Source organism: Stutzerimonas stutzeri (assembly GCF_002909485.1).
GTDB classification, from domain to species: domain Bacteria; phylum Pseudomonadota; class Gammaproteobacteria; order Pseudomonadales; family Pseudomonadaceae; genus Stutzerimonas; species Stutzerimonas stutzeri_AH.
The window spans coordinates 188,510-208,736 of sequence record NZ_PPXG01000008.1 but is presented as its reverse complement, the minus strand read 5'-3'; the positions used below and the strand labels follow the sequence as shown (position 1 = coordinate 208,736).

The following is a 20,227-nucleotide window of genomic DNA, read 5'->3' as shown; positions in this document are numbered from 1 at the left end:
ATCCACCCTACGGTTTTTTGAGCGTTCAGCTAGCTTTGCCCCCACTGCCCGCTGCGGCGCATCGCGCCCCAGTGGTGCTTGCGTCGCGAGAACCACTGCCAGAGCCCGCGACAGCGCCAGACGGTATTCAGCTGGCGGTAGCCGAAGTTCTCCAGTACAGCCATCAGGAACAGCTGAAGCATGTCGCGCCGCCGGCTGTAGACGCGGAACGACATGGTTTCCAGCAGTAGGCCGTTGACTGACAGCAGGATGCCCATGCCGATGGCCACCAGCAGAAAGGCCGCCAGCGCCGCATAGGAGACCGCACCAAAGGCGAACCCGGCGAACATGAAGGCGTACCCCGCCAGCTCGATCAGCGGCCCGATCCATTCGAACAGGGCCATGAACGGCCAAGCCAGCCATCCCGGCGTGCCACCACGCAAGCTGAACGCCAGGCGCGCGTGCCGCCCCAGGCTTTCTGCCAGTCCTCGCTGCCAGCGGCTGCGCTGCCGGCCCAAGGTGCCAAGATCTTCCGGGCATTCGGTCCAGCAGATGGGGTCGGGCAGGTAACGGATGCGGTAGGGAATGCGTTTCTCGCGGTGATAGCGATGCAGCCGAACCACCAGCTCCATATCTTCGCCGACGGTATCGGTGCGATAGCCTCCAACCGCCATGACCCGCTCACGATCGAACAGGCCGAAAGCGCCGGAGATGATCAGCACGGCGTTCAACGGAGACCATCCAAGGCGGCCAAAGAGAAAGGCGCGCAGGTATTCGACGATCTGGAAACGCGCCAGCCAGCTGCGCGGCAGGCCGGCCTGGATGAGGAAGCCACCGCGTACCTGCGAGCCGTTGGCGATGCGCACGGTGCCGCCGGCGGCGATGGTGCGTTCGTCCTCAAGGAAGGGCTGCACTACGCGCAGCAGGCTGTCGCGCTGCAGGATGGAATCGGCATCAACGCCGCAGTACAGGCCATGGCGAGCGGCATTGATGCCGGCGTTCAGCGCATCGGCTTTGCCACCGTTGGCCTTGTCGACCACACGCAGATTGGCGTAGCGACGCGAGCGATAGATCGCCGTCACCGGTTGATGCGCTACTGCCTGTCGCAGCGGTTCAGGGTGCGGGACCAGGTCGAATTCTTCGATCAGTACAGCAAGGGTGTTGTCCTTCGAGCCATCGTTAATCACCACGATTTCGAACTCGGGATACTGCAGCTGCAACATCGAGCGCACCGAGGTGCGGATGGTCGCCTCTTCGTTGAAGGCCGGCATGAGCACCGATACCGGCGGCTCGACGCCCAGATAGGGTGCCAGCTCGCCGGTTTCCGCCCGTTGCCGGATATAGCTCATTAGGCTCGCCATGGACAGCACGTTGAGCAGCAGGTACATGCCGTTGAGCAACAGGAAGTAGAGAATGAATGCGACCTGCAACCACCACAGCCAATCAGCGGTCACCGGCGCACCTCCGCCATGGCGCGGCGCAGCGCATCCTTTCCGTAACGGTCATGCACCTGATCGAGCAGCCGCTGTAGTCCGTCCAGCGTCGCCCCCGGCATTGTTGCCAGGCTGTCGGCTGCAGCCTGGCGTACCCACCAACTGCTGTCGGACAAGAGAGGAAGGAATACTTCGCCATCATCACTTCTCGCCTGTTTGTGTAATGCCTGCAGGGCGGCCAGGCGCACATCGGGCTGGTCATGCTGCAGGGCACGCAGCAGCCGAGGTCGACCACGAGGGTCACCGAGTTCGCTAAGGCAGCGCAAAGCCACCTGCAGCTGCTCAGCTGACGCAGCTTCATTCAGCCGGGCACGGGCCCAAGGCGCGGCGTGGCGGGGGTCGCCCTGCACGAGCAGCGGGACCAGGCGCTCTCGGCGCGGGTCATCCGACGAGGACAGAACGATCAGCAGCGGCGTGGTCACCGCCTGCTCTCCAGCCTGCTGGCAGAGACTGGTCAGCCGCGGCAGAGCCCAATCGGGACGATCGACTGCGGCTGGCAGAATCAGCTGCATGGCCTTGGCTGCATCCATCGCGACGAGGGTTTGTGCGGCAGCCAGCGCCACGATGGAATTGCGGCTGAGCAATAGCGACTGCACCGCGTTCCAGTGCGCCGGGTCAGCCAGATGACGCAGACAGGTCAGACCGATCAGCTTGCCCCGCACCTGGCCACGTAGCAGGCTCAAGGCGTGGTGGTCCATTCCCAGGGCGATGAGGGCGCGGTTCATCCGTTCACGCGCCGCACCGCGCAGCTGCAACTGGGTGCGGTTCCACTGCAGCAGAAACCAGAGCTGGCGACGGCGCGGCAGCGGTGCATGGGTTGGCGGCATCTCGTCACTCAGGCTGCACAGCGCGAAGAAAGGCCGCCATTGCTCATTGAACTGCTGCCGACGCACGGCTCGGCGCCTGAATATTTCGCCGAGCACGAGCACCTGCATCAGCACCAGCAAGGTCAGTGCGCCCAGGCCCAAGGCGCAGTACAGCGCCAGTTGCAGCATGCGGTCTTCCGGCCAGAGGTTCGCCCAAGCCCGGCCCGGCGCTTCGCACAGCCAGGGAGGACAGTGCGCCAGCCAATCAGAAAGCATGGCGCAGGCCGATCTGCAGCCATTGTCGATCGTAATAACTGCCCTGCTGCTGATGGCCGATCTCCCAGCTCAGCGCCCAGCGGGTGTCGAACCAGTGACGACCCTGCAGGCTAATGGCGCGCACATCACTGGTGATCAACTGCTGCTCTTCCACCGCCTCTTCCTCGCCCACAGTCAGGCGCAGACCGGCATAGCTCAGCCCCTGATAGTAGTAATCCAGCGCAAGGTCGTGGCCAATCGGCGTACCGGCGTTGGCCACATCGGTGACGTTCAGCGTGTAACCGGCGCGCCAGGCGTTCCAGTAGCGTTCGGCACTCAGCGCGAGACGATCGACACGGGTGCTTTCGTACTCGGTGCGACGGACACTGACCGCGCCGAGATAACCGTCAGGCAGCCGCCGCTGCAGGCGCAGGTCGGCATGCCACTCCGGCAGAAAGTAAGGTGAGGGTTGATAGCCGACCTCCGGTTGCAGCGTCCAGTTCTCGTCCAGTGGAACGACCACGCCCGCTTCGACACCTTCATCCCACTCACCGAAGCGTTGCTCGCGTGACAGTGCGCCATACCAGCCGAAACTTTCGGGTTTCGTCGAGGCGTAGTCCAGGCGCTGGCTGCGCCAGTTGTCGAAGCCGCTGTCCAGCCAGTCCTGGCGTGCGGAAATTTCCAGCTCATGCCGCCGCTTGGTCGCTGCACCAGCGACAGGCACGGGCGCGCTAGCGCTTGTGCTGGCGGGCACGGTCAGCGCCGCGCGCGCCTGCTGAATCACCTGCTGCACTTCGGCATAGTCAGGTGCCAGCTGTGCTGCACGCTCGAGTGATCTCAGTGCACGTTGCGGGCGGCCAGCCCAGAGCAATGCCTGGCCGTGTCCGAGAAGATAATCCGCGTTGTCCGGTTGCCGTTCCAGCAGACGCTCATAGATCGGTAGCGCCTGTTCCGGGCGGCCCTGCCAGCTCAATACGCGGGCTAGCAGAAACTGTGCTTCCTGGTCGTCTGGCTGTTGCGCCAGCTGGGCTTGCAGTGTCATTTCAGCCGCGTCCAGCTGCTGATCCCGGACCTGCCGTTCGGCGGTGGCGACATCTGCAACTGCCGCAGCGCATGGCATCGCCAGGGCGAGCAACATGACCATTCGCTTCATCGACGCCCCCTCAGCAGTCGTCGAATGCGCGCCAGCAGTTCTTCCGGCTGGAACGGCTTGGTCACGTAGTCGTCGGCGCCGAGTTCCAGCGCTCGGACGATGTCCACTTCACGGGCCTTGGCCGTCAGCATCAGCACCGGCACGCTGTCCCAGCCGGGCTGGGCCCGCAGCCGTTCGATCAGCTCGAGGCCGTCGTGGTAGGGCAGCATGATGTCCATCAGCGTCAGGTCCGGCGGTTCGGCCCGGGCGAAGTGCTCCAGGGCCTGGCGGCCATCGGCGGCGTGGTCGACCACGAAGCCGTGACGTTCGAGCATGTAGCGGATGAGAAAGGCGATGTCCTCTTCGTCTTCCACCATGAGAATGCGTTTGCTGGCGGATTCGCTCATGGGTGAGCCTCGTCGGTTTCGTGTGTGTGCCCCGGCGGCCAGTGTTGCAGCAGGTGCTGGATCAGCCTGGCCAGCTCGTCGCCGTCGTGACGGGATTTCACCAGTTGGCGCAGCGCCAGGCGGTTGTCCTGAATCGGGGTGTCGAGCGCGGAAAAGATGATCACCGGCGGCGGTGGGACGCTCTGCGCCAGCTGGTCGAACAGCTCGGTGCCCTGGCCGTCCGGCAGCATCAGGTCGATGATCGCCAGGTCGAAGGTTTGTGCCGCGATCAGCTCGCGCGCGTCGTGCAGCGTCGCGGCGCCGGAAAGATCGACATCGAGCGCGGCGATCTGCCTGGCCAGCAGCACCCGCAGGTCGTCGTCGTCCTCGACGTGCAGGATGCGCGGTTTGTGCCCGCCGAGCTGCAGACAGGCGCGGATCACGTCCATGACCCGCGAGGGGTCGATCGGTTTGTGCAGCCAGTCGATCACGCCTACCGCGCCGCCGCGCAGCGTGCCGTCGTCATCATCGCGGCGCTGCGGCTGCAGGCTGACGATCAGCACCGGCAGGTTGCGGTAGTTGTGCTGGCTGCGCAGGCTCTGCAGGAAGGCCGCGCTGTTTTCGTCATCCAGCGCCGGGCTGAGGGTCAGTGCCTCGACGTCGAACCGCTGCAACAGCTGACGCGCCTCGGCTGCGCTCCCGCTGATCAGGGTGGCGTAGCCATGTTGTTGCAGCGCTCTGGCCAACTGCTCGGCGGCCCGCGCATCCGGCTCGAGGATGAGGATCAATGGCGCGTCGTCACGCTGAGCGGCGCTGGCTGGCGCTGCGGCGGGTCGCTGCAGCGGCGTCGCTGGTTGCTCCGCCAGCGGCAGCTGCAGCCAGAAGCGCGAGCCGTGACCTTCCTGGGAGTCGAAACCGATCTGTCCGTGCATCTGCTGCACCAGCGAGCGGGTGATCGCCAGTCCCAGCCCGGTGCCGCCGCGCTGGCGGGCGTCGGAGGAATCGGCCTGGGCGAAGCGCTCGAAGATGCGCCCACGGAAAGCCTCGGGAATCCCCGGCCCCTGATCCTGTACGCCGAGTTCCAGCACGTTGTCATGATGACGTAGATCGACCGTCACGCTGCCGCCGGCGGGGGAATGCTTGATCGCGTTGGACAGCAGGTTGGCCATTACCTGGGCGAAGCGGTCGGGGTCGACCATCGCTTCGCTCGACAGCGACTCATCGGCGCCCACCAGCGTGAGATTGACGTCGTAGTCGCGGGCGTACGGCTGGATATCCGACAGCGCCTGCTGCACCAGCGCGCGCACGTCATGGTGGCCGAAGTTGAAGGCCAGGCGTCCGGCTTCGAGTTTTTCGATGTCGAGGATGTCGTTGATCAGGCGCACCAGGCGTTCGCTGTTCTTGTGAGCGATATCCAGCAGCGGGCGGGCGTCGTTGCCGACATGTCCGGCGATGCCGCCGATCAGCATGCCGAGCGCCCCGCGGATGGCGGTCAGCGGCGTGCGCAGTTCGTGGCTGACCGTCGAGATGAATTCCGTTTTCATCTGCTCCATGCGTCGGCGCAGGGAGATGTCCACCGCCACCGTGACCACATGACAGGTACGTGTCGAGATCCGCAGCGGGCGCTTGACCACCTGGAACCAGTGCTCCGCGCTATGGGCATCGGTCAGCGCGACCTCGGTGCTGCGCAGATCGCCGCTGCCTCCCTCCAGTTCGGCCAGCTCTTCGTCACCCAGCAGCAGCGGTTGCAGCCGCACGGCAGACGGCACCTCGTCGGGGCGGCGCTGCTCGATGTCCTGCGGGCGCACGTCCAGCAGGGCCGCGAGCGCCGAATTGCAGAGCAGGAAACGGCCCTGGGCGTCGCGAACAAAGATCAGGTTCTCGTCGGTGTCGACCACGCGGCGGAGAAAGACCTGCTGGTCGTGCAAGGTGTCGCGATTGCGCTGCAGTTCGCTGACGTCGCGCGCGATGGCCAGATGATCGCCCAGCCCGGTGGGCATCAGACGGACCTCGAAGGTGCGCTGGGTCTGCAGCTCGCACCAGGTCTTCTGGCGCAACGTTCCTTCGTCGGTCTGATTGAGTAGCTCGATGAGCAGGGGCTCGATTGCTTCCGGCAACGGCGCCCGGCGCGGGGTGCCTCGTGAAATGCTGGACACCTGCTGCCGCTCATCGACGGCGTAGAGATGGTCCGGGATGGCCTGCAGCAGCGCCCCAAGGCGCGCTTCGCCGGCCTGGGCGCCGCGGGCGAGCTGCTGACGAATCTGCAGGTTCCTCTGCAAGACCCAGAAGGCGGCCAGGAACAGCCCGATCACCACCAGTGTGCCGATCAGTGCCAGCCACTGAGCGCGTTCGGTGGTGTGTGCTACCGCTTCGCTGGCAGCAGCCAGCTGGCTGCGTTCATGCTGTTCGACGGCGTTGAGCAGCGCGCGCAGGCGGTCCATCAGCAGGTGCCCGCCGGCCTCGCGCAGACGCTCCACGGCAGCCTGCAGCCCGGCCTCGCGGCGGGTCTGCATGTTGCGGGCGGCAACTTCGAGGCGGTCGGCGATGGTCGCATCGAGGGTCTGGAACCAGCGCCGGTCGGGAAAGTCACGACCCTCGACCTGGCGCTGCAGGCTGCGCCGGTTGCCTTCCAGCTGCCTGAGACCGCGCTCGTAGGGTTCGAGATAGGTGGGGTCGCCGGTGAGGATAAAACCGCGCGAACCGGTTTCGATGTCCTGCAGGGAAGAAAAGATCGCCTGGACCGAGGTGATGATCTCCAGGCTGTGACTGACCGAGCGATTGGTCTGTAGCAGCGCTTCCTGCGTGCGCTTGCCTTGCCAGCCAAGCGCGGCGAGCAACAGGAACGCAGCGAGAAAGGCGACTGAATGCCAACCGATCGCGAGCCTTGCGGGCAAACCGGACTCCTTCCGTCGGGGACGACTGCACAGAATCCCCAGTTGCCTCGCTTCAGCGTGGTCACCGGGATGAACTCAGTGTAGTCAGACCTGCACGGACCACAGCGGTTCGCCGCCGAAAGGGCCAGACGCTCAGCGCTGGGCGATCTGCACCTGGTTGCGGCCATTGTGCTTGGCCACGTACAGCGCCTGGTCGGCATGCTCGAGCAGCAGGCCGGAGGCGCTGTGGCCGTCGGTCTCGCAGATGCCGGCACTGAAGGTCACGCGGAATTCCTGGTCGCCGGCATGGAAGCTCAGCGCAGCGAAGCGCACGCGGATTTCGTCGAAAATGCGTCGGGCCTGCAGGGCCGAGCATTCGGGCAACACGGCGACGAACTCCTCGCCCCCGTAGCGGCCGAGGCTGTCGATACGCCGCAGACGCTGGCGCAGCAGGTTGGCCAGGGCGCGGATCACATTGTCGCCGGCGGCGTGCCCGTAGGTGTCGTTGATCTGCTTGAAATGATCGAGGTCGAGCATCACCATGCTGGCGGGTTTGCCGGTGCGGGTGGTGCGCTGCACTTCCAGCGCCAGCTGTTCCTTGATATCGGCGTGCTTGAGCAGGCCGGTCAGGCTGTCGCGGGCCAGCGCCGTACTCAGCGAGCGCGCACGCTGGGCGTGGGAATACACCGCGGCCACCAGCGCGGTATCGCTGATCGGCTTGGTGATGAAATCGTCGCCGGCCTTGAGCAGCGCCGCCATCTGCCGGTGGGTATCGGTCTCGGCGGAAAGGTAGATGATGGTCACCCGCAGCCATTCGTCATGCAGGCGGATCATCTGCGCCAGTTCCGGCCCGGAGCAGTCCGGCATGTTGACGTCCAGCAGCAACACCTCGGGGTTGAAGCTGCGCATGGTCTCCAGCACGCGGGTCGGTTCGGTAAGGATCTGCACCTGCATCTGCGCGTTGCGCAGCACCAGGCTGTAGCGTGTTGCCAGCTCGGCGTCGTCATCGACGATCAGCACGCGGAACGGTTCGCCCTGCTGGCGATCGAGGCAGCGCTCCAGGCTGTTCTCCAGCTGGGTGATATCCAGCGGACGGACGAAGAAGCCCTGGGCGCCGGCACGCACCGCGGCCAGCTGGCTGGCGAAATCGGCCCGGTCGTGGATGACCAGCAGCGGCAGTGGCTGCTCGAGGCCTTGCTGCAGAGCGGCGAGCGCGTCGAAATCGCTGTCCTGCTGCACGCTGACGATCAGCGCGTCGGGCAGTTCATCGGCCACGGCCGCTTGCAGTGCGGCGAAGTTGGGCCACTGGCTGACCAGATAACCGAAGTTGCGCAGGGTCACCGCCATGCTGGCGCCCGCGACCGGATCGGCCTTCATCAGGTAGATGCGACAGCCGGGTGCAGGCTCCTCGTGGTGCTCCGGCAGTTCCGCCGCGCCGTCGCGTTCCTGGCCAGGGGTTTCGCCGGCCAACTGCAGCACCGCGCGGGCGAAGGCCTCGGCGGCGCGGCTGCCCGGCTTGGCCGAATCCAGCCAGCGATCAGCCCGCTGCTCCAGCTGCCTGGCGCGCTCCCCGAGCTTGGCGAAGCCGAAGGTACCGGCGGCGCCGGCCAGCCGATGCAGGCGCTCGCGGATACTCAGCATCACTAGCCGGCGGCTGGCGGTGGCACGGGTCTGCTGCAGATCCTGGGCGAGCGTGGCGAGGTCGGTCAGGTCGGCCTGCAGGCGCTCGCCGAACTGCTGTTCCAGCTGCGCCAGTTGCGCCTGCAGCGCCAGGCGGGTGCGATCATCCATGCTCGGCCTCCCAGATCTGCCGCAACTGGGTGGCAAGTTGCAGCGGGTCGAAGGGCTTGCCCAACACCTGGCGCACGCCGAGCTGGCGCAGCTCCTGCAGCCGTTCGGGCTGCAGGTGGCCGGTGAGAAACACCACGGGCGTCTGCTGCAAATCGACCAGATCGGCCAGTTGGCGAACCAGCTCGATGCCGTCCATCTGCGGCAGCATCACATCGAGCAGGATCAGGTCGGGGGCGAAGGCCTGTACCTGGTCGAGCGCGGCCTGGCCGGACTGACAGCTGAGCACTTCGAAGCCGCCGAGCTTTTCCAGGGCGATACGCGTCACCACCTGGATGGACGGTACGTCTTCGACGTGCAGGATGCGCTTGAGCTGTTTCATCACGGGCTCTCCTTGGCCTGGTCTTGTGCGGGTAGTTCGAACCAGAAGCAGGCGCCCTGGCCGGGCTCGGATTCGAAGCCGATCTGCCCGCCCATGTGCTCGATCAGCTCTTTGCTGATCGCCAGGCCCAGCCCGGTTCCGCCTTGCTGGCGGCTGTCGGACGAGTCTGCCTGGGCGAACTTCTGGAATACCCGCGCGCGAAATTCGTCGGAAATGCCCGGGCCTTGGTCTCGGACGCTGACCCGTACCCGGCCGTCACTGACCCGCGCCGACAGCTCGACCCGTTCACCGGCCGGGGAAAACTTCGCTGCATTGGACAGCAGGTTGCTCAATACCTGCTGCAGGCGCATGGCATCGACCGTCACGCTCACTGCCGGGCAGGCGCCGAGGTGCAGCTGCACGCCATGCCGTTCGGCGTAGCTGCCGTTGCTGCGCAGGGCCAGCTCCAGCTGGGGTTGCAGCGCTTGTTCGAGCATGTCGAAGCGCATCTTGCCGGCGTGCAGCTTGTCCATGTCCAGCAGGTCGTCGATCAGCGCGCTCAGGCGCTGGCTGTTCTGCTGGGCGATCTCCAGCAGTTCGTGCATCGACTCGGGCACTTCGCCCATGACGTTCGAGCAGATCAGCGCCAGCGCGCCGGTGATGGACGTCAGCGGCGTGCGCAGCTCATGACTGACGGTGGAGATGAACTCGCGCTGCAGGCGTTCGATGCGCTTGCGTTCGGTGATGTCGTGCAGCACGACGACCGCGCCCATGCGCTGGCCATCGGAGGTGTACAGCGGGTCGGCGTTGGACAGTACGTGCCGCGGTGCGCCATTGCTCAGCAGCACCATCTCGTGGTCGATGACGTGCTCGCCATTGAGGGCGCGGCGCAGCGGAATCTCTTCGGGTTCCAGCGGGGTGACGCCATCGGCGCGGTACAGCCGGTAGTGGCTGGCCCATTCGCTCGGCGACAACGGGGCGACATCGGCGCCATGCCACTGCTTGGCCTTCTCGTTGAACAGGGTCAGATTGCCCTCGGCATCGCAGGCGATCACCGCTTCGCTCAGCGCCTCGAGCAGGCGCCGGTTCATCTCCTGCTGTTTGTCCAGCTCCAGCTGCTCGGCCTTGCGCGCGGTGATATCGGTAACGAAGCCGTGCCAGAGCACCGAGCCGTCGACCTGCTGCAGCGGGGTTGCCCGCGCCTCGACCCAGATCAGCCCCTTGTGCGGGTGCTCGACACGGTGCTCGCTGTGCCAGGGCGTGAGTTCACGAGCCGCCTGGCGGATGCTGAGCAGCAGGGCGCTGCGGTCGGGGCCGTGGACCCGGCCGACGATCGGCGCAAAGCTGCTGGCCAGCTGCCCGGGGCTGAGCCCGTAGATCTGCTCGACGCCCTCGCTGACGTAGGGAAAGCACGACGGTCCATCGGCGCGCCAATGGAACTGGAAGAGCATGCCCGGGACCTGCGCGGCGATCTGCTGCAGGCGCAGTTGCAGCTGCTCCTGATAGGCCAGGTCGTAGGCGTTGACCAGGTAGCCGCGCAGGTGCTCCTGCTCGTCATGGATCGCGCTCACACCCAGCAGCACCGGTACCTCGTTGCCGTTCTGGTGACGCAGGCGCCATTCGGACATGTCGCGCCGGCCGCGGTGCAGCGGCGCGGTCAGTACCGAGAAATCGGCCTCGAGCGGCATCTGCAATTCGCTGGAAAGCAACAGCGCCCGGCGCTGCAGCGCTTCCGGACGGAACAGCGCGGCGGTCAGCGGATGGCCGACCAGCGCCTGTTCGCTGTAGCCGAGCAGCCGTTCGGCGGTCGGGTTGACGCTGGTGACGACACCGTCGGGGCGGGTCACCAGCACGGCGCTGGAGGCGCTGTCGAGGATGGCCTGTTGCAGTGCCGCCTGTTCGGCGTGGCGGTGCGCCAGCAGCTGCTGTTCGAACAGGCGGATCACCTGGCGGCCGAGGCGCTCCAGGGTCTCGCGCTGTTCCGCGCTGAGCCGCCGCGGCTGGCGGTCGATCACGCACAGGGTGCCGAGGTTGTAGCCATCCGGCGAGGTCAGTGGCGTGCCGGCGTAGAAGCGGATATGCGGGTCGCCGAGCACCAGCGGGTTATTGCTAAAACGCGGGTCCTGCAGCGTATCCGGTACCTCGAAGATCTCCTCGCCGGCGATGGTGTAGGTGCAGAAGGAGATTTCCCGCGGAGTCTCGCTGACGTCGAGGCCGACGCGGCTCTTGAACCACTGACGATGATCGTCGACCAGCGAGATCAGCGCGATGGGCGTATCGCACATCTGCGCGGCCAGCGCGGTGAAGTCATCGAATGCACTGTCTTCGGGGGTGTCGAGGATTTCGTAGCGCAGTAACGCCGCCAGGCGTGACAGCTCGCGCGGCTGGACGGTGGATGGCATCGGCGTCGTGCTGTGTTGCGGTGACTCCATCGTCGGCGCCTTGCTGGTTCGGTGAGGGGCGTCCGGGTCGGGTAGCGTGACACGACCGGGGCTTAAGCAGTTCTGCCTAGTATCGGCCACTCAGCCAGATGCTGCGAATCTGCTCGGCCAGCTGCATTGGGTCGAACGGCTTGACGATCACGTCGCGCGCGCCCAGCTTGCGCAGGTGCTCGATCTCGCTCGGCTGCACCTTGGCGGTCATGAATGTTACCGGAATCCGTTCCAGGTCGATGCGCTCGCGCAGCCTGAGCAGCGTCTGCGGGCCGTCCATGCCCGGCATCATCACGTCCAGCAGGATGAAGTCGGGGGCGAAGGCTTCCACTTCCTCCAGCGCCTGTGCACCAGAGGAGCAGGACAGCACCTCGTATCCGCCAACGGCCTCCAGGGCCAGTTTGGTCACCGCCTGAATCGACGGATCGTCTTCAACGTGCAGGATGCGCCTTAGCTCGGCCATTGTGCCTCCGGGGGTCGTTTGCGTGCGCGTCCGCTTAACGGAAGCATCAGGATCGATCTTGCGCCAGCGGCGCGACTGGTAATTCGCACCAGAAACAGGCGCCTTCGCCGGGCTCGGAATCGAAACCGATCCGGCCGTGCATGTGTTCGATCAGTTCCTTGCTGATGGCCAGGCCCAGGCCGGTGCCTTCCTTCTGGCGGCTGTCGGAGGAATCGGCCTGGGAGAACTTCTGGAAGATTCGTGTGTGGAATTCGGCGGCGATGCCCGGTCCCTGATCGCGTACCGAGATTCGCACCCAGTCATCGCGTCGCTCGCTGCCGAGCGTAACGGTGCCACCCTGCGGCGAGAATTTGACCGCATTGGAGATGAGATTGGCCAGTACCTGCTGCAACCGGTCGTCGTCTGTCATCAGCTGCACGTCCGGCGCGGGCAGCAGCTCCAGCGTGACACCGTGCTTGGCGGCATAGCCCTGATTGGCGGCGATTGCCTGTTGCAGCTGCGTCGGCAGCGCATGCGCGCGCAGGTCGAGGGTCATCTTGCCGGCGACCAGCTTGTCCATGTCCAGCAGGTCGTCCACCAGGCGCCCCAGGCGCAGGCTGTTCTGGTGGGCGATGCTGATCATCTGGCCCATGTTTGGCGAGGGTTCGCCCAAGGCACCGCCGACGATCAGGCCGAGGGCACCGGAGATCGAGGTCAGTGGCGTACGCAGCTCGTGGCTGACGATGGACACCAGCTCACTCTTCATCCGCTCGATGCGCTTGCGCTCGGTGATGTCGCGCACCAGGCCGATGAATCGGCGCTCGCCGTGGTGGTTGATCTGCGAGACGCGCAGTTCGATGGTGAAGGTTTCGCCGGTCCGGCGCAGGGCGGTGAGTTCGCGGTTCTGCTCCAGCGCGCGAGGAATGCCGCGTCGCTCGTAGGTTTCCAGATAGCCGTCGTGGGCGGAGCGGTCCGGTTCGGGCATGAGCATCGACAGGTTGCGGCCGATGACCTCCGCGGCGCTGTAGCCGAAGATCTGTTCGGCGGCATGGTTGAAGGTTTCGATGATGCCGCGGGCGTCGATGATGATGATGGCGTCGATCACGTTGTCGATCAGCATGCTCAGGTAGCGCTCGCGCTGCAGCATTTCTTCCTTGGCCAGAGCCTGGTCGGTGACATCCCAGATAAAGCCGTCGCACCAGCCGACCGGGTCGTCGCGCTCATGCAGCACGCGGGCCTTCTCGCGCACGTAGACGGTGCGGCCCTCGGCGTTGGTGAGCCGGTAGATGCTCTCGAAAGTGTCCTTTTGCGGGTGCTGCTGGGCCAGCGGCAGGTCGTCGGGGTGAATCAGGCTGGCGAAGCTGCGCCCGCCGGTGCCGACGAAGTCGCTGGCTGGGTAACCGGTCAAACGCTCGACCCCATCGCTGAGGTAAACCATGCGACGGTGGCCGTCGTTACGACAGCGATAAACCACACCGGGCAGGTTGCCGACCATGGCGCGGAAACGACTTTCGCTCTTCTGCAGAGCACGAGTAGCTTCCATCAACTCAGTAATTTCGGTGACGAAGCCATGCCACAGCACCGTTCCGTCGGGAAGCCGTTCGGCCGTCGCACGCCCTTCAGCCCAAAGCAAACCACGCTGCGGATGCTGGATGCGAAATTCGACTGCGCCAGTACCGGGGTCTGCCGCCAGGCGCAACAAAGTGGCTTTCAGGCGAGGCAGGTCATCGGGATGGACATGGGCCAGCGCCTGAGGAGCGTCTTCGAGCAACTGCTGCGGGTCGATTCCATAAAGCTCGCGCGCGCCTTCGCTGGCATAGAGGAAAGCGTAGCGACCGCTGGGGAAACGTTTGAGCTGAAACACCACGCCTGGTAGCAGGCTGGCAATCTTCTGCGCCCGGTCCAACAACCGCTGGCGCCGGCGACCCTGCTGCTGCTGGGCAAACTGATGCTGCTGCCGCACGCTGGCCCGCCGCTGCAGCATAAACGCCAGCATCAACAGCAGCGCTTCGGCGATCAGCCAAGCCAGGCCCCATTTGATCAGCAGGCGACGCTCGGCCTGATGATGTTCATGCTGCATGGTGCTGATATCCCGCCAGACCAGCGCTGCCGCCAGCAATGGATGCGACGGCTGGGCCTGGCGTTCATCGTGAAGCGGGATCTGGTTGAGCATGTAGGTTCGACCGTCAGCACTAAGCAGGCGTGAGGCCAGACCACTTTCCGGTTCGGGCAGCATGCCTGTCTGTGCCCAGTGCAGGATCTGCGTCGCCGAGTGGCCGATGAGCAACCAGTGACCGTCACCGCCCAGCTGGACGCCACTGGGTGGCGTGCGCTGGGCGGCTTGAAGGGCATCCCGATTGACGATCAAAGCCAGCCCTGCAGCCAGTTGATCGCTGAGGTCGGGCAGCTCCGGCAGCACGTTGTAGCCAACCTCCAGCGCACCTATGACGTCGCTGGACGGATCATCCGCCGCCCGCAGCGGAATGATGGCGCGGCTACTGGCGCCGAGGGCGTCGACCTCCAGGCCGAACTGACCGACACCATCGCTGAGTGCGCGCTGCAGCAACGGGCGCTGTGCTGCGACCGCGTCCCCGAAGCGCTCGGGTTGCTGCATGCGCAGCAGAGCCACCCCCGCGTTGCCCCAGAAAACCTGAAGCTGCAGGGCCTGATGGCGCTGCATCGAACGCCAGGCCGGCGTCAACGCCGCACGAAGGCGCTGACGCAGCAGGTCGACTCGCGGATCGTCCAGCGGTGCGCCATCGCGCAGGGCGGTGTCGATCCGACGCATCTGCCGCAGAAGTTCGGCATTCCCGGCCAACGCGGTAGCGACCATATCGGCCTGCCGGCGCTGGCTGAGTTGCGCACTCTGCAGCGCCATGCTCTGCAGTTCGCCATGGGTTTCGATTTCCAGATGCCAGGCTGCATCGCGGGCGCGAAAGTCATTGAACGCCAGGCCACCGAACAGCAGCAGCAGCAGCAGGCTACCCAGTACGAAAATCCAGTGGGGGGGCGATATGCCGGCGTTACTCATCGGCGGGCCGGCCGAAGACAGGAAATGCTGCGCTCGACGACGCCTGGGATTACGCGGCATTCAAGCTGCGTAGAGCGGGACCCGACGTACGACATTTGCATGAGCCGCAACTTTCCAGAACGAAAGAAAGCAATGATAGCGCTATGCCAGCACAGCCGGTAGCGAGTCCTGCTTACAGGATATGAATTCGAAGCGGACTCCATCCTAAATAGCGTAGAGATTGCAGCGGGCGCTGGCTAAAAAATCACCAGCTTTGCGACGGTCGGTCGGCCGGTTTTCTAGACTCGCAACAGGGTAATGTTAGGCTGCAAGAAGGCTGGCGCTGGCGCAAGCTTCGCTGCCGCACATCTATTCAAGAGGCACCCGTAACTATGTGGCATACCGGTTTACTCGACCTGTCCGTCTGGCAGCTCATCGCGACCACGCTGTTGCTGACTCACGTCACCATCGTCAGCGTCACGGTCTACCTGCACCGTTATTCGGCGCATCGCTCGCTGGAGCTGCATCCGGCGCTCAAGCACTTCTTCCGCTTCTGGCTGTGGCTGACCACGGCGATGAACACTCGCGAGTGGACCGCCATCCACCGCAAGCACCACGCCAAATGCGAAACCCCCGATGACCCGCATAGCCCCGTGCACAAGGGCCTTGCCACGGTCGTACGCAAAGGCGCCGAGCTGTACATGGAGGAGGCGAAGAACGAAGAGACGCTGCGTATCTACGGCAAGAACTGTCCGGACGACTGGATCGAGCGCAACCTGTATTCGCGCTTTCCCAATGCCGGCATCGTGCTGATGCTGCTGATCGATCTGGCACTGTTCGGCGTCGTCGGCCTGAGCATCTGGGCGGTGCAGATGATCTGGATTCCGTTCTGGGCTGCCGGGGTGGTCAATGGCCTCGGCCATGCGGTCGGTTATCGCAACTTCGAATGTCGCGATGCGGCGACCAACCTGATGCCCTGGGGCATCATCATCGGTGGTGAAGAGCTGCACAACAACCACCATACCTATCCGAACTCGGCCAAGCTGTCGGTACGCAAGTGGGAGTTCGACATGGGCTGGGCCTGGATTCGCTTGTTCAGCCTCCTCGGGCTGGCCAAGGTCAACCGCACCGCACCCATCGCTCATCGTATCGAGGGCAAGCAGCAGCTGGACATGGACAGCGCCATGGCAATCCTCAACAACCGCTTCCAGATCATGGCGCAGTACCGCAAGTTGGTCATCGTGCCGCTGGTACGCCAGGAGCTCGGGCGTGCCGACGAAACCTTGCGCCACCAACTGCGCCGGGCCAAGCGCCTTTTGTCGCGCGAGCCGAGTTTGCTGCAGGAAGAGCAACAGGCGCATATAGACGTCATGCTGGCGCAGAGCCAGGCGCTCAAGGTGATCTACGAAAAGCGCCTGGCACTGCAGCAGATCTGGACGCGAACCAGCTCCAACGGCCACGACATGCTGGCAGCCATCAAGCAATGGATTCAGGAGGCCGAAGCCAGCGGCATCCAGTCGCTGCGTGAATTTGCCGGACACCTGCGGACCTACTCCCTGCGGCCGTCCGTCGCCCCCGCCTGACCTTCGATCAGCGCAAGTATCGGGCGCCGCTGCGCCCGGAACTTTGCGCCCTGGCGCCGCTCTGAACAGCATTCTTTATTCTATGCAGTACCGCTGCCATGCGCGGCGGTCGTTTCAGGAAGAAGGCTATGCAGCTGGCAACCAATCAGGGTGACTCGGGAATGAGAATGCTGCCGGGCGGCGGGGACGCGCAGACACTGCTTGCGCTGATGCATGCACGGGCAGAAGCGGCGCGTCTTGGCGAGCGGGAACAACTCTTCAGCACGCTGCTGGGCGGCGTCAATGCAGTGCTCTGGGCCTTCGACTGGCAGGCGCAGCGGATGATCTATGTCAGCCCCGCCTACGAACGCATCTTCGGCCGCTCACCGGCGCTGCTGCTGGCCGACTACGGCGAGTGGCGAAATGCGATCTACCCCGATGACGTGGAATATGCACAAAAGAGCATGCTCGCCGTACTCGATGAAGGCGCGGTGGAAACCCGCGAGTACCGCATCATTCGTGGCGACGGACAACTGCGCTGGCTGAGCGACAAGTGCTTCATCGGGCGCAAGGCCGAGCATGGTCAGGGCCCGATCATCGTCGGCATCGCCGAGGACATCACCGAGAAGAAGCAGCTCGAAGGCGAACTGCAACGCCTGGCAACGACCGATGTGCTGACCCAGAGCAGCAACCGCCGGCACTTCTTCGAGTGCGCCCGTGCCGAGTTCGAGCGCGCCCGGCAGTTCGCTTCACCACTGGGCTTCCTGCTGCTGGACATCGATGACTTCAAGCGCATCAACGACACCCACGGCCACCAGATGGGCGATCAGGTGCTACAGAAAGTGGCCCGTTGCGGGGCCTCCGTACTGCGGCAGAGCGACTTGTTCGGGCGCATTGGCGGTGAGGAATTCGCCGCCGTGCTGCCAGGCTGCCAACCGGACCTGGCCGAGCAGATCGCCGAGCGCCTGCAGCGCGAGATCGAGCGCGTGGTGTTCACCGCCGAAAATGGCGAGCGCTTCCGGGTCACGGCCAGTCTTGGTCTGACCTATCTCAAGGCCAGCGATGCCGACCTGAGCTCGGTATTCGCCCGTGCCGACGCGGCGATGTACACCGCCAAACGCTTGGGCAAGAACCAGGTAATTATCGGCTGAGCTACGACTGAACAGACCGGGCTGAAGGCTGCCCGGTCTGCGCCTTAGATCGCCAACTCGTCGTAACCCTGACCAACGAACTGCAGCAGGCAGAAGCCATGGCCGAACGGATCGGCCATCAGCGCCAGCTTGTGCCCAGCCTTGGCCACTATCGGCTGCTCCAACCGCGCGCCGTGGGCTACAGCCCTTGCCGTCGCGGCCTCGATGTTCTCGACGACGAAATCCAGATGGATCGGTGTCCAGTGCCGCCCGTAGTCTCGCGATTGGACCGCGCCCGGCGTAGCTGCGCTACCGGCTTCCTTGAGCAGAAGATAGATCGGTGTCGGTCCGCCCAGCATCTCCACAGCGAACGTGCCAAGGCGGCGCCCAACCTGTAGACCGAAAACCGACCCGTAAAAATCGACGGCCTGCTCGAGGTCGTCGACATCCAGATTTACCAGAAACTCCATCGGACCTCCTCGTGCCTGAAGCAGGCATCGGGTTTCGATGCAGCGTGGATCAGCGCGCCAGCGGCGCCGGTTGCTGCTGGGTGATGCAGTGGATGTTGCCCCCGCCGAGCAGGATCTCGCGGCCAGGCACCATGACGACTTGATGCTCCGGAAAGACCTGCGCCAGGATGCGCTCGGCTTCGGCATCCAGCGGGTCGCCGAAGGCCGGCGCGATGATCCCGCCGTTGACGATGAGAAAGTTCACGTAGCTGCCGGCCAGGCGGATCGACGGGTCGCGCGGCTGGCTGCCGTCCAGCGCGAGCACCCCGGCGCATTCCTCGGCAGTCGCATGCAGCGGGCCGGGAATCGGCATCTTGTGTACGGTCAGCGCGCGGCCCTTGGCGTCGCGGGTGTTCTCCAGCACGGCCATGGCGGACTGGCAGCGCTCGAAGTTGGGATTGGTCGGGTCGTCGGTCCAGGCCAGCAGCACTTCACCTGGGCGCACGAAACAGCAGAAGTTGTCGACGTGGCCGTCGGTCTCGTCGTTGAACAGGCCGTGGGGCAGCCAGATGATGCTGTCGACCGCCAGCTGTTCCCGCAGCACCGCCTCGATCTGTTCGCGCGATAAGTGGGGGTTGCGGTTGCGATTGAGCAGGCATTCCTCGGTGGTGATCAGCGTGCCTTCGCCGTCGACATGGATCGAGCCGCCTTCAAGCACGAAGCCCTCGGTGCGGTAGCGGTCGCAGTACTCGATTTCGAGGATCTTGCGCGCCACTTCGTCGTCGCGCCGCCAGTCGGCATAGAGCCCGCCGTCTTCGCCACCCCAGGCATTGAAGGTCCAGTCGACGCCGCGCAGGCCGCCGTGGTCGTCGATGACGAACGTCGGCCCGGTGTCGCGCACCCAGGCGTCGTCGGTGCTCAGTTCCACCACGCGGATGCGCGGGTCATCCAGAGCCGCACGGGCTGCCAGGTATTGCTCAGCACTGGCACACACGGTGACCGGCTCGAAGCGGGCGGTGGCCTTGGCGACGGCTGTGAAAGCGGCCTGCGCAGGCGCGCCGTTGTCACGCCAGTTGTCCGGGCGTTGCGGCCAGACCATCCAGGTCTGGCTGTGCGGTGCCCATTCCGCGGGCATGAAGTAGCCATCGGTACGCGGCGTGGTGGTCAGCGTGGTCATCTGTATCTCTCATGAAGCGGGAAAGGGCAGGCCTTTCCCGTGGTTCGTAGCGGCGGGCGCGCGACTCACTCTGACGGCTGCGAGCCGTCCAGAGTCCGGATCGAGCCGTAGAGATTCGGCCGGCGATCGCGGAACACGCCCCAGGCGCTGCGGATGTGTTCCAGCTGGTCGAGATCGAACTGGTGCACCAGCACGCCTTCGCTGGTTTCGTCCATTTCCTCGACCTTGGCACCGAACTGGTCGGCGATGAACGAGGAGCCGTAGAAGGTGATGTCGTAGCCGTCCTGTTCTTCGCGGCCGATGCGGTTGCTGGCGATCAGCGGCATCAGGTTGGCGCCGGCATGGCCCTGCTGCACGCGCTGCCAGTGGTCGCGCGAAGTGATGTTCGGGTCATGCGGCTCGCTGCCGATGGCGGTCGGGTAGAACAACAGTTCCGCGCCCATCAGCGCCATGCTGCGCGCGGTTTCGGGGAACCACTGATCCCAGCAGATGGCCACGCCGATCTTGGCGTAGCGGGTATTCCAAACCTTGAAGCCGGTGTCGCCCGGGTTGAAGTAGTACTTCTCGTGATACCCGGGGCCGTCCGGGATGTGGCTCTTGCGGTAGACGCCGAGCAGCTTGCCGTCGGCATCGATGATGGCGATGGAGTTGAAGCGTGCCCGCCCGGCCAGCTCGAAGAAGCTGATCGGCAGCACCACCTGCAGCTCGGCGGCGACCTTCTGGAAATACTGGATGGCCGGGTTTTCCTCGACCGGCGTCGCCAGCTGCAGGTACTCGGCATTGGGCTTCTGGCAAAAGTAGGGCGTCTCGAACAGCTCCTGAATGAGGATGATCTGCGCGCCCTTGGCGGCGGCCTCGCGCACCAGCTTGTCAGCATTGGCGATGTTGGCCTGGCTATCCCAGGAACAGGCCATCTGGGTGGCGGCTACGGTAACGACTCGGGACATGGAAA

The 20,227-nt window shown here is 64.9% G+C and carries 15 protein-coding genes; 2 read left to right on the top strand and 13 right to left on the bottom strand.

Annotation, left to right across the window (positions count from 1 at the left end):
* Positions 1 to 29 precede the first annotated feature (29 nt).
* The 10 genes from CXK91_RS18910 to CXK91_RS18865 form a co-directional block, all read right to left on the bottom strand.
* Positions 30 to 1,433 (bottom strand): glycosyltransferase family 2 protein, encoded by a 1,404-nt coding sequence (locus CXK91_RS18910; protein WP_103457605.1) that lies wholly within the window; start codon positions 1,431 to 1,433, stop codon positions 30 to 32.
* Positions 1,430 to 2,554 carry a HEAT repeat domain-containing protein gene (locus CXK91_RS18905; protein WP_103457604.1) on the bottom strand — a complete coding sequence of 375 codons (1,125 nt, stop codon included), beginning with the start codon at positions 2,552 to 2,554 and terminating at the stop codon, positions 1,430 to 1,432. The genes CXK91_RS18910 and CXK91_RS18905 overlap by 4 nt, the downstream gene beginning before the upstream one ends.
* Positions 2,544 to 3,686, bottom strand: a complete 1,143-nt coding sequence (locus tag CXK91_RS18900; protein ID WP_103457603.1) for a YaiO family outer membrane beta-barrel protein — start codon at positions 3,684 to 3,686, stop codon at positions 2,544 to 2,546. Before CXK91_RS18900 ends, CXK91_RS18905 begins: the two co-directional genes overlap by 11 nt.
* Positions 3,683 to 4,072 (bottom strand): response regulator transcription factor, encoded by a 390-nt coding sequence (locus CXK91_RS18895; RefSeq protein WP_103457602.1) that lies wholly within the window; start codon positions 4,070 to 4,072, stop codon positions 3,683 to 3,685. Before CXK91_RS18895 ends, CXK91_RS18900 begins: the two co-directional genes overlap by 4 nt.
* Complete coding sequence (locus CXK91_RS18890; protein WP_103457601.1) at positions 4,069 to 6,945, bottom strand: CHASE3 domain-containing protein; 2,877 nt, start codon at positions 6,943 to 6,945, stop codon at positions 4,069 to 4,071. The genes CXK91_RS18895 and CXK91_RS18890 overlap by 4 nt, the downstream gene beginning before the upstream one ends.
* A gap of 132 nt (positions 6,946 to 7,077) precedes the next feature.
* Positions 7,078 to 8,715 (bottom strand): diguanylate cyclase, encoded by a 1,638-nt coding sequence (locus CXK91_RS18885; protein ID WP_103457600.1) that lies wholly within the window; start codon positions 8,713 to 8,715, stop codon positions 7,078 to 7,080.
* Positions 8,708 to 9,094: a response regulator gene (locus CXK91_RS18880; RefSeq protein WP_014822181.1), complete on the bottom strand. Its 387-nt coding sequence runs from the start codon at positions 9,092 to 9,094 to the stop codon at positions 8,708 to 8,710. The genes CXK91_RS18885 and CXK91_RS18880 overlap by 8 nt, the downstream gene beginning before the upstream one ends.
* The gene (locus tag CXK91_RS18875) at positions 9,094 to 11,505 is read right to left on the bottom strand and encodes a PAS domain S-box protein (protein ID WP_103457599.1); all 2,412 of its coding nucleotides are present in this window, start codon (positions 11,503 to 11,505) and stop codon (positions 9,094 to 9,096) included. The genes CXK91_RS18880 and CXK91_RS18875 overlap by 1 nt, the downstream gene beginning before the upstream one ends.
* A 76-nt stretch (positions 11,506 to 11,581) precedes the next feature.
* Positions 11,582 to 11,968: a response regulator gene (locus CXK91_RS18870; RefSeq protein ID WP_014822179.1), complete on the bottom strand. Its 387-nt coding sequence runs from the start codon at positions 11,966 to 11,968 to the stop codon at positions 11,582 to 11,584.
* A 46-nt stretch (positions 11,969 to 12,014) separates the two neighbouring features.
* On the bottom strand, positions 12,015 to 14,978 hold the full coding sequence (locus tag CXK91_RS18865; RefSeq protein ID WP_103457598.1) for a PAS domain S-box protein: 2,964 nt from the start codon (positions 14,976 to 14,978) through the stop codon (positions 12,015 to 12,017).
* Between the two features lie 371 nt (positions 14,979 to 15,349).
* On the opposite strand from CXK91_RS18865, the gene desA reads away from it, so the two are divergent.
* On the top strand, positions 15,350 to 16,540 hold the full coding sequence (desA, locus tag CXK91_RS18860) for a delta-9 fatty acid desaturase DesA (RefSeq protein WP_103457597.1): 1,191 nt from the start codon (positions 15,350 to 15,352) through the stop codon (positions 16,538 to 16,540).
* A 128-nt stretch (positions 16,541 to 16,668) separates the two neighbouring features.
* Positions 16,669 to 17,670 (top strand): GGDEF domain-containing protein, encoded by a 1,002-nt coding sequence (locus tag CXK91_RS18855; protein ID WP_103457596.1) that lies wholly within the window; start codon positions 16,669 to 16,671, stop codon positions 17,668 to 17,670.
* 44 nt (positions 17,671 to 17,714) lie between these two features.
* Here CXK91_RS18855 and CXK91_RS18850 read toward each other — a convergent pair whose 3' ends face one another.
* From CXK91_RS18850 to aguB, 3 genes are all read right to left on the bottom strand, one after another.
* Entirely contained in the window at positions 17,715 to 18,119 is a 405-nt protein-coding gene (locus CXK91_RS18850) for a VOC family protein (protein ID WP_103457595.1), read from the bottom strand.
* A gap of 49 nt (positions 18,120 to 18,168) precedes the next feature.
* A complete protein-coding gene (gene aguA, locus CXK91_RS18845; protein ID WP_103457594.1) occupies positions 18,169 to 19,275 on the bottom strand; it encodes an agmatine deiminase in 1,107 nt (368 codons plus the stop codon).
* A 65-nt stretch (positions 19,276 to 19,340) separates the two neighbouring features.
* Positions 19,341 to 20,222, bottom strand: a complete 882-nt coding sequence (aguB, locus tag CXK91_RS18840) for an N-carbamoylputrescine amidase (RefSeq protein ID WP_103457681.1) — start codon at positions 20,220 to 20,222, stop codon at positions 19,341 to 19,343.
* Between the last annotated feature and the right edge of the window lie 5 nt (positions 20,223 to 20,227).

Excerpts from the sequence above, each read along its gene's own strand:
- CXK91_RS18905 (WP_103457604.1), bottom strand. The coding sequence starts at position 2,554 with ATGCTTTCTGATTGGCTGGCGCACTGTCCTCCCTGGCTGTGCGAAGCG.
- CXK91_RS18900 (WP_103457603.1), bottom strand. The coding sequence starts at position 3,686 with ATGAAGCGAATGGTCATGTTGCTCGCCCTGGCGATGCCATGCGCTGCG.
- CXK91_RS18895 (WP_103457602.1), bottom strand. The coding sequence starts at position 4,072 with ATGAGCGAATCCGCCAGCAAACGCATTCTCATGGTGGAAGACGAAGAG.
- CXK91_RS18885 (WP_103457600.1), bottom strand. The coding sequence starts at position 8,715 with ATGGATGATCGCACCCGCCTGGCGCTGCAGGCGCAACTGGCGCAGCTG.
- CXK91_RS18880 (WP_014822181.1), bottom strand. The coding sequence starts at position 9,094 with ATGAAACAGCTCAAGCGCATCCTGCACGTCGAAGACGTACCGTCCATC.
- CXK91_RS18875 (WP_103457599.1), bottom strand. The coding sequence starts at position 11,505 with ATGGAGTCACCGCAACACAGCACGACGCCGATGCCATCCACCGTCCAG.
- CXK91_RS18870 (WP_014822179.1), bottom strand. The coding sequence starts at position 11,968 with ATGGCCGAGCTAAGGCGCATCCTGCACGTTGAAGACGATCCGTCGATT.
- CXK91_RS18865 (WP_103457598.1), bottom strand. The coding sequence starts at position 14,978 with ATGAGTAACGCCGGCATATCGCCCCCCCACTGGATTTTCGTACTGGGT.
- desA (WP_103457597.1), top strand. The coding sequence starts at position 15,350 with ATGTGGCATACCGGTTTACTCGACCTGTCCGTCTGGCAGCTCATCGCG.
- CXK91_RS18855 (WP_103457596.1), top strand. The coding sequence starts at position 16,669 with ATGCAGCTGGCAACCAATCAGGGTGACTCGGGAATGAGAATGCTGCCG.
- CXK91_RS18850 (WP_103457595.1), bottom strand. The coding sequence starts at position 18,119 with ATGGAGTTTCTGGTAAATCTGGATGTCGACGACCTCGAGCAGGCCGTC.
- aguA (WP_103457594.1), bottom strand. The coding sequence starts at position 19,275 with ATGACCACGCTGACCACCACGCCGCGTACCGATGGCTACTTCATGCCC.
- aguB (WP_103457681.1), bottom strand. The coding sequence starts at position 20,222 with ATGTCCCGAGTCGTTACCGTAGCCGCCACCCAGATGGCCTGTTCCTGG.